This is a genomic window from uncultured Clostridium sp. (genome assembly GCF_900547735.1).
Classification (GTDB): domain Bacteria; phylum Bacillota; class Clostridia; order Lachnospirales; family Lachnospiraceae; genus Otoolea.
Genome location: NZ_URHZ01000017.1, coordinates 64,028 through 79,305, shown reverse-complemented (window position 1 = coordinate 79,305; position 15,278 = coordinate 64,028). Strand labels below are relative to the sequence as shown.

11 protein-coding genes are annotated in these 15,278 nt (G+C 49.5%); 3 read left to right on the top strand and 8 right to left on the bottom strand.

Annotated features, from left to right (window positions below):
• Positions 1-446 precede the first annotated feature (446 nt).
• Positions 447-1,250 carry an amidohydrolase family protein gene (locus QZT18_RS07765; protein ID WP_294146277.1) on the top strand — a complete coding sequence of 268 codons (804 nt, stop codon included), beginning with the start codon at positions 447-449 and terminating at the stop codon, positions 1,248-1,250.
• Positions 1,251-1,309: 59 nt separating this feature from the next.
• On the opposite strand, the gene QZT18_RS07760 is transcribed toward QZT18_RS07765, so the two are convergent.
• Complete coding sequence (locus QZT18_RS07760) at positions 1,310-3,025, bottom strand: hypothetical protein (RefSeq protein ID WP_294146275.1); 1,716 nt, start codon at positions 3,023-3,025, stop codon at positions 1,310-1,312.
• A gap of 440 nt (positions 3,026-3,465) precedes the next feature.
• On the opposite strand from QZT18_RS07760, the gene QZT18_RS07755 reads away from it, so the two are divergent.
• Positions 3,466-4,170: a DUF554 domain-containing protein gene (locus tag QZT18_RS07755; RefSeq protein ID WP_294146274.1), complete on the top strand. Its 705-nt coding sequence runs from the start codon at positions 3,466-3,468 to the stop codon at positions 4,168-4,170.
• Between the two features lie 58 nt (positions 4,171-4,228).
• Here the strand turns inward: QZT18_RS07755 and QZT18_RS07750 are convergent, their stop codons facing one another.
• The 5 genes from QZT18_RS07750 to QZT18_RS07730 form a co-directional block, all read right to left on the bottom strand.
• Positions 4,229-5,203: a carbohydrate kinase gene (locus QZT18_RS07750; RefSeq protein WP_294146272.1), complete on the bottom strand. Its 975-nt coding sequence runs from the start codon at positions 5,201-5,203 to the stop codon at positions 4,229-4,231.
• Positions 5,204-5,296: 93 nt separating this feature from the next.
• The gene (locus QZT18_RS07745) at positions 5,297-6,772 is read right to left on the bottom strand and encodes a glycoside hydrolase family 32 protein (protein WP_294146270.1); all 1,476 of its coding nucleotides are present in this window, start codon (positions 6,770-6,772) and stop codon (positions 5,297-5,299) included.
• 3 nt (positions 6,773-6,775) lie between these two features.
• A complete protein-coding gene (gene rbsC / locus QZT18_RS07740) occupies positions 6,776-7,765 on the bottom strand; it encodes an ABC transporter permease (RefSeq protein ID WP_294146268.1) in 990 nt (329 codons plus the stop codon).
• 3 nt (positions 7,766-7,768) lie between these two features.
• Entirely contained in the window at positions 7,769-9,262 is a 1,494-nt protein-coding gene (locus QZT18_RS07735) for a sugar ABC transporter ATP-binding protein (protein WP_294146266.1), read from the bottom strand.
• Between the two features lie 89 nt (positions 9,263-9,351).
• Positions 9,352-10,380 carry a sugar ABC transporter substrate-binding protein gene (locus QZT18_RS07730; protein ID WP_294146264.1) on the bottom strand — a complete coding sequence of 343 codons (1,029 nt, stop codon included), beginning with the start codon at positions 10,378-10,380 and terminating at the stop codon, positions 9,352-9,354.
• A 345-nt stretch (positions 10,381-10,725) separates the two neighbouring features.
• On the opposite strand from QZT18_RS07730, the gene QZT18_RS07725 reads away from it, so the two are divergent.
• On the top strand, positions 10,726-12,738 hold the full coding sequence (locus QZT18_RS07725) for a LacI family DNA-binding transcriptional regulator (protein ID WP_294146263.1): 2,013 nt from the start codon (positions 10,726-10,728) through the stop codon (positions 12,736-12,738).
• A 202-nt stretch (positions 12,739-12,940) separates the two neighbouring features.
• Here the strand turns inward: QZT18_RS07725 and QZT18_RS07720 are convergent, their stop codons facing one another.
• Both QZT18_RS07720 and QZT18_RS07715 read right to left on the bottom strand, forming a co-directional pair.
• Positions 12,941-13,630, bottom strand: a complete 690-nt coding sequence (locus tag QZT18_RS07720; protein ID WP_125141881.1) for a response regulator transcription factor — start codon at positions 13,628-13,630, stop codon at positions 12,941-12,943.
• Positions 13,627-15,114: a HAMP domain-containing sensor histidine kinase gene (locus tag QZT18_RS07715; protein ID WP_294146259.1), complete on the bottom strand. Its 1,488-nt coding sequence runs from the start codon at positions 15,112-15,114 to the stop codon at positions 13,627-13,629. The genes QZT18_RS07720 and QZT18_RS07715 overlap by 4 nt, the downstream gene beginning before the upstream one ends.
• Positions 15,115-15,278 lie beyond the last annotated feature (164 nt).

Here is a 15,278-nt window from a genome sequence, read left to right as displayed (position 1 = left end):
GCATAACGGACACTAACCTCGTGCAAAACCTCGGTAAGTGCCGATGGACTCCAATGTTCCCTCCGGAAATTTTTTCGTCCTCCTCCCCCACGGGCAGACTATGACCGGGACTGAAGACGCCAAGGTTTCTGCCCCCCCACAACGCCTGCCACGGCTGAACTGTCCTCTTATTCTAAGGGGTGGCACACTCTGTCGCGGCCACTACATGGTTCCAGTTTGCGGTTCCCGGAGGAAATTTTTTCTGCCCGTATCCCCCGCCCCTACAACCTAACGCCCGGGACTGAAGACTCACAACCTCCCCCCTCACCATTCCGCCCCCCCGGCCGTCCCGGCGGCGTTCTCATTTCTCCCCCAACTCTCCATTGACTTTTCCCCCATTCAGTTCTAAACTTGTTATCAACCTGCATTGTATAACTATAAAACCTTGATTCAAAAGGAGTGTTTTTATGAAGATCATTGATTCACACCTGCACTTTTGCCCCGGCTCTCCTTATTTTGATAAGATTGCGGAGCGGGCGGAACATATAAATTCAGCCGAGCATCTCAGGGAACAGTATGAGAAGTACCGGATTGAGGCGGGCGTTGTGATGGGAAACCACGGCCTTTCCCTGGCTGAGCATGATTATCCCACTTTTTTACGGTACTGTATTGGAATTGACAGTAATTATCTGAAAAATCATGAGATTGCCGACGCCTTTGATTTGGTGGAAATCCACCTTAAGAGGGACAACTGCGCCGGGATCAAACTCTATCCCGGTTACAGCCCTGTCTATATCAGCGACCAGAGATATGAACCCATTTATGAACTGGCCAAAACGTATAAGAAACCGGTTGCGATCCATATGGGTCAAACCGCCGGCTCCAACGCGTTCCTGAAATACAGCCATCCCCTAACTCTGGATGAGGTTGCGGTCACGCATCCCGACGTTCAGTTTGTCATGTGCCACTTTGGCAATCCCTGGCTGATGGACGCCGCCGCTGTCCTGGAGAAGAATGAGAATGTTGCCGCCGATTTATCCGGCCTTCTGGAAGGGAAACTGGTGCTGGAAGAATTGTTAGAAGAACAGAAGGGTTATGTGGAGGCTCTGAAAACATGGATTTCCTATGCACAGAGCTATGATAAGCTGATGTTCGGAACCGACTGGCCCCTCGCCAACTACGGAGATTATATTGATTTCACAAAAGTAATCATTCCGGAAAAACACTGGGATAATGTGTTCTACCGGAATGCAAAACGTATCTATTTTTAACGGTTCAGCGTTTCCGAACCGTTCAGACTGAAGACAAATTATATTTTACTTATAATAACTCAGTGCTGTCCGCCGCCATTGCCGGACAGCCATTTTATTGTCCTGCCGATTCCCGCAAAGGCGTAGGGGATTAACAGAATAAAATAGCAGACCGTATACTGTCCTTTTCCTTCCCAAGCCATATGGAAGAGAAAACCTCCGATGAAAATAATCGCCGGAATCAGTTGTTCCCATCTCGTCCGTTTCATGCCCGTCAGAAGGAATAGAAAGGCACCCGCATAAATAAAGGTCTGAAACCAGTTACTGACGGCCATGTACCCCCTGTTCAGAAGCCCTCCCTCTTTGAGAAGGGAGTCCGTAAATCCCGGCAGAAGCCAGGAACCTCCTTTTACCTCCTGAATCCACAGGCTCTGGAAGGTGGGCTCCGCCCAGACAGACTCTGCCTTTCTTAAGAAAAAGTCCGCAGCCGCCTCCGGATCTGCGCCGAATTCCGATATCGTGTCCATCAGGTCCTCCCGGATGGCCTCCTTTGTTTTTTCCGTATCCTCGCCGTTTCCTGCAAAGACACTGACATTATAGCCGTTGTACCATCCCGGGCCGCGGCTCCCGTCCTGGAGTCCCATTTCCACCCAGGCCGTCATGGGGATTCCTCCCGACACGGGTTTCCCCGTCACATTTTCCAGAAAGGCATTCATCGCCTTCCCGCTGCCCATATAAACAACCGCCATTAAAACCGCGGCAGCCAGAAATCCCGCCCTCTTCCTGAATACGCCTTCCGATAAAAGATAGATAACAAGCGCAACCAGCACAATCAGATAGTTTGATTTCAAAAGCACGGACGCGGCGGCAAACAGCGATGCAAGCAGAAGACTGCCTATTTTATCCGTATGGATATAGCGGTATAGTAAATACAGCGCCGCAGAGGAAAAACAAAAGCCCGGCATGGTGCCGTACACAAATGTAATGTAGAAGGCAAAGGGCAGGCAGCCGAATGTCAAAATCAGAAGTCCCCTGATGCTTTTAAGCCCGAACAGTTCCACCGCCAGACGGCTGAGACAGTAAACGCCTCCAAACAAAAACCCGATATTTAGGATCTGAACCGCATACGGCGTAATGTCCCTGAAAATCATGACAATCACCGCCAGAAAAAGAATCAGACCGTTCTGGGACGGATACGTATAAGCATACCCCACCGGCACCATTGGAGACGCATAGACGAAACCGACCTCATCCCAGGGCGAATAGTCCCCTGCCAGAAGAGATCGTGCCGATTCCATCGCCATTCTCTGATCCGAATTGGGCCAGTACATTGTCATTAAAAGCCATATCAGGTAAAAGCCCGCCAGTGCAATGATGAGCCTGCGGTACTGCCTGTCGGTCAGGCTGTGTTTCCATTGCCCTGAACTGCGTTTCCGGCAAAACCATACACCGGCTGCCAGAAAAATAATCATCAGGAGTATATGGACAACCGGCTGGTCCGGGCCATACTGCACTTTCTCCGCTCCTCCATACACACGGCAGGTCGTTGTGGCGCTTATGACAATGAGAAATAAGAGCACCGCTCCGAATAAGAGCTGTACGAAGACCGTACAAAGCCGTTCCAGCACAGACCCATGGGAGTTTCCTCCCCCTGCGTCTGCCGCCCCTTTCCCAGCCCCTCTTCTATTGTCCGCCGGACCGCCTGATCTGGCGCCTGATTTATAACTCATCTCCGCTTTGTTCCCGGCATGGTTTCCGCCTTTACTGCGGTTTCTTTCTTCCGTTCCTGCTCCCATATTCCAGTGTCCTTCTGTCTGTTGGCATTTCCACAAAATGTTCCGCGTTTCCGCCGCATCCCTCAAGATACCGCGGTCAAGTTTTATATCTTTGTCAGTCAGATATTACTGTAATTTTATAAAAAAGTCAACAGGCCCCCTGTCCAATTGCCTCCGTTGTGAGCAGTACCAAAAAAAGGACACGCCGTCCCGATTTCCCGCATTTTCCGGAGAGCCTGCCTTTATCTGCCGGGACAATCCCGCCTCTGTTTCTACTGATAAATATTATCATTTCTAAATCTTGACTGCGGAAATCTGCTATGTTAAAATGTCACATCACTTTTGCCTGGAATGGAAAAACACAGGGAATGCGGGTTCGCCGGCAGGTTAGATTTTCTGTAAAATTTAATAAACAGGCACGATGACAGAATAATAAGTGATGAGAAAGGGACAGGGTAAGTATGATACCAAAAGGAATTATAATTGATTGCTGTTGTGTCCTCTTTGGGACGAATTTAGGGAGTACGATTAAAAGCCGGGTGCCGGAGCGCATCAAACAGCCGATGAATGTTATTTTCGGCATTGCCGCCATTGCAATCGGAATCACTTCCATGGTGAAGCTCCAGTCTTTACCCGCCGTGATACTGGCTCTTATACTGGGCGCGCTGGCCGGGGAAATGATGAATCTGGACCGCAGGGTAAATTCACTGTTTGAACGTATCCTGGAAAAACTGCATTTTAAGATCTCGGGTAATAAGGAGGACTATATGCGTTTCTACCTCATTGTCGCGGTTACCTTCTGCGCAAGCGGAACGAATATTTTCGGGGCAATTAACGAGGGGATGACCGGTGATTTGACAATACTTCTCTCAAAAGCCGTCATGGATATCTTCGCCGCCACGATTTTTGCCGCCACTCTGGGCCGGGCAATGAATCTGATCGTTCTTCCGCAATTTATGATTTTATGCGCCTGCTTTTATTCCGCACAATTCATTATGCCCCTGACCACGTCCGCCATGTTGAATGATTTTATAGCCGTGGGAGGACTGCTTACCTTTGTCCTGGGACTGAGCATTGCGCAGATTAAGCATATCAGCGCGGTAAACCTGCTGCCGTCTTTAATCTTAATCTGGCCCTCCTCCTGGCTGTTCAGCCTCATAATGTAACCGTAACTGGAAAATGGAGGCTCCCCTTTCCTCGGGGAGCCTCCATCCGCTAATCAACTTATTTTCCTGCCTTTCGGGCAGAAATTAATGCCTCAATTTCTTCTCTCTCAGGCATCACCTTCAGCGCGCCCTTCCTCGTCGTTATGAGCGAGGCCGCCGCATTGGCGAATGTGAGCATCTCTCTGATTTTACCCTCATCCAGGTTATCAAGGCCGTATTCCAGCACAAAGTGGAGCACACAGCCGCAGAACGTATCTCCGGCTCCCGTCGTTTCAACGGTCCCTTCCTGAATAAAACCGGGAACCTCCACCATTATTCCGTCATAGTAGGCCCTGCTGCCGTCTTTTCCCATGGAAACGCAGATGAGCCTGATATCATAATGTTTCTTAAGTTCTCTTACGCCGTCTGTAAAATCTTCCAGGCCGGTCAGCCACTGTATTTCATTATCGGATATTTTGAGAATATCGCAGTGAGCCAGGCCATAGTGGATCTGCTTCTTAGCCTCATCCTCCGAATTCCACAGAGGCGGCCTCAGATTCGGGTCAAAAGAGCGCAGCAGACCGGCTTTCCCGGCTGTTTCAATGGCCCTTTTCGCAGCCTCCCTGGACGGTCCGTCCGTCATGGACAGGGAACCGTAATGAAATATCTTTGATTTCTCAATCAGTCCAAAATCCACTTCACCGGAGGCAAGCATCATATCGGCCCCTGGATTTCTGTAGAAGGAAAAATCCCGGTCCCCGTTTTGAAGCTTGTGCACCAGCGCAAGTGTGGTCGGTATCTTTGCATCCTCAATAAGACCTGCCGTGCCGATTCCCATATGTTCAAGTTCTCTCTTAAGCTGCCGTCCAAACCGGTCCCGGCCGACTTTTCCAATGAACTGTGTCCTCCTGCCCAGCCTGGTTAACATCGCCAGCACATTACAGGGCGCGCCTCCGGGATTCGCCTCAAACAGGGGATTGCCCTGGTCTGATTCCCCATTCTGGATAAAATCAATCAGCAGTTCACCGAGAGCGGTTACATCTGTATTCTGCATGTTTCTCTCCCATATTATCGGAGCGTGCCCGAAAATTCATTCCTCCAATTTTCAGGCATGCTCCGGTAATGTCTTTCTACATTTAATGTCCTCTTATTTCCTCACCGCAATGTCAAAGAATTCCGCACAGCCATCCTGGGCCATCAGCCCGATCTGGTAATCCGTCTCTCCAAAATAGCGGTAGGTAAATGCAATCTTTTCCCCGGCAAAAATCTCTATCATATCGCGGTCAATCACCACCTTGAGATCAATCACATCGCCATCCTCATACGGAAACGGTTTTTCACATACCCGGATGCCGTCCGGGCCTGCGTCTTTCGGTGTTCCGATGTTGGTACAGGATGCCTCCCAGAATGGATCCACTCCCATCGGGAGGTTCAAAAGTTCGGCCCGCTGCATCCCCTTGTCAAACGCAAGAACGATACACTGGGTCGCATCCCTGTCGGATTTAAGAAGCAGGCCAAAATGATCCGCCATATTAACCGGCTTTACCTTACAACGAAACAGGAAGCTCTCCTCTTTCACATCCACAAATCCATAGGACAACGTGCCGACGGAATCGAGGTAAACGCACTTATCCCCATATTTTACGGATTTGCCGAGGATATCCACATAATTCCACTCCACCGGTGTACAAAATGCCTCCGCATATTCCCTCGGGAGCTTCACATCCAGTTCTCCGTCCGCATTTCTGCATACCTCGTGAGGGATACAGAACCGTCCGCCCCAGTACCATTCGCCGAAATTGCTCTGCTCCGCCCGGTCGTGGGCCCATGCAAAGTAGAATCTGCGGCCCTCGTCATTGACCAGCGATTTTGCCGCATAGAACCGGCGTCCGCCGATTCCGTCCATCTTCGGCGTTCTCCACGGCCCGAACGGCGAATCGGATATGCGGTAGATCGTGTTGACAAATTCGGAAAAACGCGAGTAGGAAAGATACCAGAGATCGCCTATCTTATACATCTCGCAGCACTCCGGACAGTTGGTATGGAACGGCTGGTAAATCGGTCCGTAATACTCCCAGTTGTTAAGATCCTTAGAGCGGTACAGGACGATGCAGCCCCTTCTGGACGGCGGTCCCTCCTTCTTCCTTCCTGATATCAGAATCCAGTAGCAGGCGTCGTCTTCATTGTAGAAGACGTACGGGTCGCGCCAGTCCCCTACCTCATATTCTTCCTCATTGGGAATAATAATCGGGTTCTTCGGATCCTTTTCAAAATGGATTCCGTCGTCACTCACCGCATGGCAGATTGTCTGCTCAAAATGCACATTATAGTTGTATCCCGTATAGAAAATATGGAATTGTCCTTCCCCATAGACGGCGGCTCCGGTCCACACGCCGCAGGCGTCGGGTTCCTCACCCTCCCCCGGGTAAAGCGCGGTTCCCACTTCCTCCCAGTGCACCAGATCCTTTGATACGGAATGCTCCCATGTGGTCCTCAGTCTCGCCGGATAAACGGTCGTTCCGGGAGGGGAGGTCAGGGAAAAAATATGATAGACGCCGTCGTGGTAGAGGGGAATTGCATCCCCTGTAGAATCAGCCCAGCTTAATTTCCTGAAAATATCCATTTCTTATGCTCTCTCCTTCGCGTTTCTTATGATGCGTTTCACTACACTATCTTTTCCCTTCTGGGTGTCGATGATGACGGCCAGGACGATAATCAGGCCCTTTACAACCAACTGCCAGAAGGAACTGAGTCCAATCAGGTTCAGACCGTTGCTGATGATGCCGATTACCAGCGCGCCGAAAATTGTTCCCGATACGGCTCCGACACCGCCCGTCATGGAGATTCCGCCCAGCACGCAGGCTGCGATTGCGTCCAGCTCATACCCTTCTCCGACGCCCGGCTGGCCGGAATACATTCTCGCGGAAAGGACGATACCGGCGAATGCCGCCAGGAAACCTGATATGGTAAATACCGCAATCTCCACCTTTTTAATCGGCACGCCGGAAAGTCTGGCCGACTCCCGGTTGCCTCCGATGGCAAATATATAGGTTCCGAATTTCGTCTTGTTTAATACAACAATAAAAATAATGATGAGAACGACCATGTACACAACCGGAAGCGGCAGGACGCCGAATAATTTCCCTGTTCCGATTCCGGTAAATACGTCGTTGGAAACCCTGATGGAACGGCCTCCCGAGTAGATGTATGCGACGCCCTTGGCCACATTCATCATAGACATGGTTACAATAAAGGCAGGCACCTTAAAGGTGGCGATGATTAAACCGTTTAAGAATCCGGCCAGCGTTCCGAGAAACAGGCCCACCGCGATCGCCGCGGCCATCGGCATTCCCTGGTTGACCATGAGTCCGGCCGTCAGGGTGCCGCACATGGCGACACAGGTGCCCACGGAGAGGTCAATCCCTCCCAGGATAATGACGAGTGTCATTCCAAGCGCAAGATACATATTATTTGATACCTGTCTGAGAACAGACAGAAGGTTGTCCGTGGTGAGGAAAACCGGTGACGCGAAGCTCAGGATAATGGAGATGATGACGAGCACTGCAATGATTCCGGAATTTCCTTTCAGCATTTTCATAAAACTGTTATTTTTCATATTTTACACTCCCGTAGCCAATTTCATAATTCGTTCCTGTGTCAGTTCCAGATGACCAATTTCTCCCGTCTTGACGCCCTCCTTGATAACGCACACGTTGTCGCACATGTTGATTATCTCGGGAAGTTCCGAGGAGATCATGATAATCGCCATTCCCTCTTTTGCCAGCTCGTTAATAATGGAGTAAATCTCGGCTTTCGCGCCTACGTCCACACCCCTTGTCGGTTCGTCCAGTATCAGTATTTCCGGCTTTGTCGCCAGCGCCTTTGCAATTACCACCTTCTGCTGGTTGCCGCCCGACATGCTGCCCACCGCCGCATCAGGCGACAGAGCTTTGATATTCAGGCTCTTTATGTATTCCTGCGTAACCGCCTCTTTCTTCGCATCGCTGAGCAGAAGGCCCCTGGCGTAGTACTTCAGGCTTGAGAGGGTTGTATTAAACACGATCGAATTAATCAGTGTAAGCCCCGTCTTCTTTCTGTCCTCCGTAACCATGGCAATTCCCTGATTGATGGCTTCCAGGCAGTTCTTAAACCGCACCTCCCGGCCGTTCAAGATGACCCGGCCTGAATCAAAGCGGTCGGCGCCGAAGACGCAGGTCATAATCTCACTTCTTCCGGCCCCCACAAGTCCTGCAAAACCGAGTATTTCACCTTTTCTGACTCTGAAGCTGATATTCTCAAAAACGCCCTTCTTCGTCAGATTTTCTACTTCCAGGATTACACTGTCCTCCCGGAGTGTATCGTAATCTCTTGTATAATAATTCTGAAGGCTGCGGCCGACCATCATGGCCACCAGCTCGTCGGTGTCTGTTTCCTTTGTATTTACCGTTCCGACATAGGAACCGTCCCGGATGACCGTAATCCGGTCCGACATTCTGAACAGTTCTTCCATCCTGTGGGAAATATATATGATGCTTACCTTCTGCGCTTTCAGCCTTGTCATAGTCTCAAACAGCTTTTCCACCTCTTCGTCCGACAGGGAAGAGGTCGGCTCATCCATAACCAGGATTTTCACGTTAAATGAGCTTGCTTTTACGATTTCAACCATCTGCTGCTGGGCAATGGTCAGATCCGCAATCTTTGTGTCCGCCTCAATCTCCAGTCCCAGACGCTTTAACATTTCTCCGGCCTGACGGAGCATTTCCTTCATATTCTTAAAACCGAACCGGTCCAGAATCTCGCGTCCCAGGAAAATATTTTCCGCCACGGTCAGGTAAGGAACCAGCACAATCTCCTGATGAATGATTCCGATTCCGTGCTCCCTGGCAGTCTGGACGTTATCTATCTCAATCTCTTTTCCGCCGATGCTTATGACGCCCCTGTCCGGTCTGTAAATTCCGCCCAGAACCTTGATAAGCGTAGACTTTCCGGCTCCGTTCTCCCCCAGCAGGGCATGGATTTCCCCTTCTCTCAGCTCAAAATGAATCCCGTTTAAAGCGTGGACACCACCGAAGCTTTTTGATATGTCTGTCATCTTTAATACAATGTTTTCCACTCGCTCACCTGCATTTCTGAAAACAGGCACTTCCGTTAGAGAAGCGCCTGCCGTGTCGTACTGTTACTGCCGCAGTATTAAACCGTAATTTACTGCCAATCTTTCAGTGTCGCCTCTGCTTTCTCTTTGTCAACCAGGAAAGAAGGTAACAGGATTTCTTTTTCAATTTCGCCGCCGGCTAAAAGTGTTTCCGCTTTTTCAAATGCCGTCTCTGCGATGCCAATCGGAACCTGTGCCGCCACTGCGGTGAAGGAACCGTCCAGGATTGCCGCCTTGCCGTCCGGAGATGCGTCGATGGAGTAAACGCCGATATCCGTCTTTCCGGATGCCTTGATGGCGGCTGCAGCGCCGAGGGCCGACGGGTCGTTGATACAGAAGAATGCGTTGATGCCCGGGTTGGCCTGGATAATATCCTCTGCAATCGGCATGGAAATATCAAGCGCTGCCGCGCCGTCCTGCTGTGCGACAATCTCAAATTTATCCTTTGCAGCGCCGAGGCCGTCCATAAAACCGGCCACGCGGTTTACGCATGATTCATTGGATGGGAAATCCAAAATGGCAATCTTTGCTCCGTCCGGATAGTCCGCTGCCATCTGCTGTCCTACCAAGGTACCCGCATTATAGGCGTCGGTGGCAATTACGGTTTCCACTAAATCTAAATCATCATCGATCACCGGGGTATCCACATTGAGGATCGGGATGTTTTTCTCATGTATCTGCTCAAGTCCCTGTCTGATGCCTGCGGAGTCAACCGGAATTACGAACACTGCGTCGAAGTTCTGGTTTGCCACATCGGCCATCTGGGATAACTGGGTATTTAAATCATAGTCCGGGTCAAGGCACACATAGCTGTAACCCTTTTCACTGCAAAGCTTTTTAAATGTGTCGTTCATTGCCGCCTGGAATGTATTATTCTGTGTATTAGGAAGAAATGCAAATTTATAGGATGCCGTACCCTCTGCGCCCTCGGTTCCTTCCGTTCCTGCCGCTTCAGAAGCTGCTCCCTCTGTCTTTGCTTCTGCCGCCGGAGTCTCCGTCTTATTTCCCGAGCCGCCGCATCCGGCCAGTGTTGCCGCCAGCATTGTGAATGCCATTACCTTTGCGATTGTTTTCTTCATTTTTGTATCCTCCTCTTTGGTTGACTTCTTACTTTACTGCATTAAGCTTCGCGCGCCGCTTTGTTTACGTAAATGATATCATTGCAGTCTGACAGCGTCAACGGTTTTTATAATATTCTGCGTTTTGAACAGGAATGTTTTGTGCATTTTGTGCTAATATGATAAAGCAAATTCATTTTTTACGTAAATTTAAGCCATTTTCACCGTTTTTCTTCTATTTTTTACCATTATGTTTTATAAAAATCTCTCTCCCTTCCTCCGCTGCCTCGAATAGAATTTGACTTTGTTTTTATAAATTGATATAGTATAAGTGAATTTACGTAAATAACAGGGGAGGGATTTTACATGGCTACAACGATCAAGGATGTTGCGGAAAAAGCCGGGGTCTCGATTGCAACCGTCTCTCATGTCATAAACGGAACGCGATACGTGAAACCCGCGCTGACAAAAAAGGTCCTGCAGGCTATCCGCGATACGAATTATCAGGTGAAAGCGCAGAAAAAGCCCGGCACTGCCAGGATAGGTGAAAAATCCGTCATAGCCGTCGTAATTCCCAATGTGGGCGGCTCTTTATTTACCAGGATTATTACCTGCATTACGGAGCTTTGTGAGTCCAAAGGATATTCGGTATCCATCTATCTGACCTTCGATGATATTGCCTCCGAAAAGCGGATTCTGGAGAACCTGATGAGCAGCCGCCAGACCGCCGGAATCATAATTGCCCCCTCCGGCCAGGACAGCCGGTACTATCAGAAGATACGACAGCGGGGTATGCCGCTTGTCTGCATTGAGCGCACAGTCTCGGACCACTCCATCTCCTGTGTAGTGGCCGACAGCGACAGTATTATTTATAAGGGAACACAGACCCTCCTCAACAGCGGACACAAGAGAATCGGCATTCTGATGTCGGACAGGGAAATTTCCACGGTCAATGAGCAGTTAACCGGTTTCCTGGACGCCATGTACGACGCAGGCGTACATTGTGACGACACCAACATTGTCAAAATGAATCTGTACAATAATAAGGACTGTGAGCGGGCCATCATCAGCCATTATGAGAATTTTAAACCCACGGCCTATATTGCCTGCGGCAACCGGATTACGCTGATTCTGATTTCTACTTTGCAGCAGCTTGCCGTCGATATTCCCGAGCAGTTATCCGTCATCGGTTTCAGTGATGAATCATGGTGCCACCTCTTCGGCACGCCCCTCACAACATTCTCCCACGACTGCCACAGAATGGCCGAGAATGCTCTGAGACTCCTGTTTGAACAGATAAACGGAGTTACTGAGGTGGAGGAAGTACATATCCCGTCTCTTTTAGAAATCAGGAAGTCCGTCAAGATGATCGGCAAGGGACCGTACGGTGAAACCACCGTTTCTCCCGACAATCTGGATTTGACCCCGTCTGAAGTAAAAGAACTGCAGGAGCGCAGATACAGGGTGGGCGTCTCCTTCCACTACGGCAACACCCAGTGGGCCGCCATGCACGAGAAGGGGCTGCGCTATATTCTGTCCCGGTGCGGCGTCAACATTGTTTCCGTCACCGACTCCAATTTTGACCCGAACCTTCAGGCGATCCAGCTTGAGAGCCTGCGAATGCAGGGGGTGGACGCCATTGTTGCGATTCCGGTCGACGATACCGCCACCGCCAACAAGTTCCGTCAGCTATCCAAAGAGACGAAACTGATTTTTATCAGCAATGTGCCGGACGGGATGAGCAAGGGGGACTACTATTCCCTCGTCTCCACCAATGAGCGTGAAAACGGGCGGGGCGGAGCCGTGCTCCTGGGGGAACACTTCAAGAAGGAAGAGAATGTGGTAGTCGGTTTCATCGTACACGGAAGCAAATTCCTCGGAACCTATCTGAGGGACATGATTGCGGAACAAACGATACGGGAGGAATATCCGAATATCACAATCGTGGAATCGGAACCGTTTTACCAGATAGAAAACGCCTATACGGTGGCGAAAAAGATGATTCTCACCCACCCGGAAATCAGGGGGCTCTATGTGTCCTGGGAAGGCCCCGCACTCGGAGTGATCAGGGCAATGCGGGAACTGAACCGCTGCGATATTAAGATTGTGACCTTTGATTTAGATTATGAGATAGCAAGAATCCTGGCCGATGAAGATATCGTGCTCGGTCTGAGCGCTCAGAAGGCATACGACCAGGGCGTCGCCGCGGGACAGGCTACCGCCAAGGCGCTGCTGAACCAGAGGGGATATGAATATATCGGGATCTCTCCCTGTGTTGTGGAGCGGAAAAATCTCTTGTCGGCCTGGAAGGAAGTTATGCATGAGAATGCGCCGGATGAGCTGGCTAAGACGTTGAAGAATGAGTTATCGAAAGAGTAGGGGCGGATTGTGAGTCTTCAGTCCCGTGGAAGTTTTGTGGTGTAGGTGGGGAATACGGAAAAACGAAAGCTCCTGCGGTAACCGCTTACCATAAGGGAAATCCCGTGTACTGGCATACACGGGATTTCTCTTTGTGTCCAAATGGACTTATTTAACTTCCTGGCTAAGATTATTCTGCACCAGATCAAGTGTTATGTCAATATCACACCTTAAACCGGTAGCCTACACCCCAGATCGTCTCAATATACTGCGGCTTTGCAGTATTGAATTCTATCTTCTCCCTGATTTTTTTAATATGCACCGTAACGGTAGCGATATCTCCGAGGGATTCCATATCCCAGATCTTACTGAAGAGTTCTTCCTTCGTAAACACGTGGTTAGGGTTCTGGGCAAGGAAGGCCAGAAGGTCGAATTCCTTCGTGGTGAAATTCTTCTCTTCCCCGTTAATATAAACGCGCCTTGCCGTCTTGTCGATCTTTAAGCCCCTGATTTCTATAATCTCGTTCTCCGGGGTTCCGCTGCCAATCAGGCGCTCGTATCTTGCCATATGGGCTTTTACCCTGGCTACCATCTCACTCGGGCTGAAGGGCTTTGTGATGTAATCGTCGGCGCCCAGGCCCAGGCCTCTTATCTTGTCTATATCGTCTTTCTTTGCCGAAACCATGATAATCGGAGTATTCTTCACCTCGCGGACTTTCTTACAGATCTCAAAACCGTCCATACCGGGAAGCATCAGATCCAGAATCAGCAGATCAAAATCTTCTTCCAGGCCCCGTTTCAGTCCTGATTCCCCGTTGTTCTCCATCTCTACTTCAAAGCCGGAGAGTTCCAGATAATCCTTCTCAAGCTCCGCGATGCTCTCTTCGTCTTCAACAATTAAAATTCTGCTCATTCCTGAATAACCTCCTGGTATTTTCTAAGCACAAAATGAACCTCAGTGCCAATTCCTTCTTTGCTCGTAGCCCAGATCCTGCCGCCGTGATCCTCAATAATCTTCTTCACGATGGACAGGCCGATGCCGCTGCCTCCCTTGGAAGAATTCCTGGAGGAGTCCGTCCTGTAAAAGCGGTCAAATATAAATGGCACGTCCTTGGCCGCAATTCCTTTCCCGTTGTCCTCAATCACAATCTGGATAAAATCACCGTCATCCTTAATTCTGATATTAATGATTCCCTTTTTCTTATCCAGATATTTTAAGGAATTGCCGATAATGTTGTTAATCACGCGCTTCATCTGCTCCGCATCGGCAATTATCACAACGTCGTTGTCCACATAGTTGAAGTATCCCAGCTCAATTCCACGGGTCTCCATATCCAGGCCGACCTCTTCCACACAGTCCCCGAAATATTCCGCCACGTTGATCTTCGTGTAGTTATACGGTATTTTATTCGTATCAATCTTGGAATAGAATGTCAGCTCGTCAATCAGGCGATCCATATCATTAGCCTTATTATAAATCGTTTTGATATATTTATCCAGCTTTTCGGGTGATGATGCCACACCGTCCTGGATTCCCTCCACATAACCCTTGATAGCCGTGATCGGCGTCTTCAGGTCATGGGAAATATTACTGATCAGTTCCTTGCTCTCCTTGTCATACTGGAGCTTCTCCTCCGAGGATTCCTTGAGTCTTAAACGCATCTCCTCAAAGTCCTGGCAGAGCAGGCCAATCTCGTCATCGTTGTCCACATCCAGTGTAAAGTCCAGGTTACCGTCACGAATCTTCTTCGTGGCCTCCTGAAGCTTGTTCAGCGGCTGCAGCAGCGCCCTGTATACCCACATAATCAGGATACCGGCCGTGAAACAGATAATCAGCACTCCCACCAGCAGCATCTCGCTGATCATCGACTTAATCTCCGGAACGTATTCGCCTACGTTCGTTACAATAAACAGGCTGCCCTCCGCCCCGTCCGAGAATGTAAAATCAATCTGCTTTAAAAGGTGCTGTTCCTCGCCGTCGAGATAGAAACCGCCGGATGCGTTCACCTTGTAATCATCATAGGGCGGAAGCTGGTCCGCCAGCTCAAATCCTTCGGACGCACCGGAAAAAGTAAGCTCATCCCCTTTTCTGACAATCAGGTAGGAATACTTCTTCTCCAGCTCGTCGTTCAGGGATTCCAGATAGCTCTCGTCGTCAAAAATGGAGGGGTCTGCCTCCACCGACTTGCGGATTGTATTCTGAACCCCCTGTGTCAGACGGTTAAATACCTGCATGGAGTTGCCGGAAAGCAGATCAACCTGTTCATTCAGCCCGTAGTTCTTCTGGAAGGAACGTCCCTGATAATTGACAAGTCCCATAACGGCAATATAAATCAGTGCAATAGGAACCACCGTAATTGTGATAAATGCAATAGCAAGACGTGTCTTTATCTTCATATGATACCTTCGGCACCTCCTTACGGTAATCAGAAAAATATGAGAAAACCCGCTTCTTAAAAGCTTCGTGAGGCTTTCTCATATCTTTTCACTTTCTTAATGATAAGTATATCATATTTTGACTCCTTCGTTTCTAAAAGTATTATAAAATATTCTTCCTGATT

Bases quoted from the DNA above. Each gene is read 5' to 3' on its own strand.
- QZT18_RS07745 (WP_294146270.1), bottom strand. From the start codon at position 6,772: ATGGATATTTTCAGGAAATTAAGCTGGGCTGATTCTACAGGGGATGCA.
- QZT18_RS07765 (WP_294146277.1), top strand. From the start codon at position 447: ATGAAGATCATTGATTCACACCTGCACTTTTGCCCCGGCTCTCCTTAT.
- rbsC (WP_294146268.1), bottom strand. From the start codon at position 7,765: ATGAAAAATAACAGTTTTATGAAAATGCTGAAAGGAAATTCCGGAATC.
- QZT18_RS07715 (WP_294146259.1), bottom strand. From the start codon at position 15,114: ATGAAGATAAAGACACGTCTTGCTATTGCATTTATCACAATTACGGTG.
- QZT18_RS07750 (WP_294146272.1), bottom strand. From the start codon at position 5,203: ATGCAGAATACAGATGTAACCGCTCTCGGTGAACTGCTGATTGATTTT.
- QZT18_RS07730 (WP_294146264.1), bottom strand. From the start codon at position 10,380: ATGAAGAAAACAATCGCAAAGGTAATGGCATTCACAATGCTGGCGGCA.
- QZT18_RS07760 (WP_294146275.1), bottom strand. From the start codon at position 3,025: ATGGGAGCAGGAACGGAAGAAAGAAACCGCAGTAAAGGCGGAAACCAT.
- QZT18_RS07720 (WP_125141881.1), bottom strand. From the start codon at position 13,630: ATGAGCAGAATTTTAATTGTTGAAGACGAAGAGAGCATCGCGGAGCTT.
- QZT18_RS07755 (WP_294146274.1), top strand. From the start codon at position 3,466: ATGATACCAAAAGGAATTATAATTGATTGCTGTTGTGTCCTCTTTGGG.
- QZT18_RS07725 (WP_294146263.1), top strand. From the start codon at position 10,726: ATGGCTACAACGATCAAGGATGTTGCGGAAAAAGCCGGGGTCTCGATT.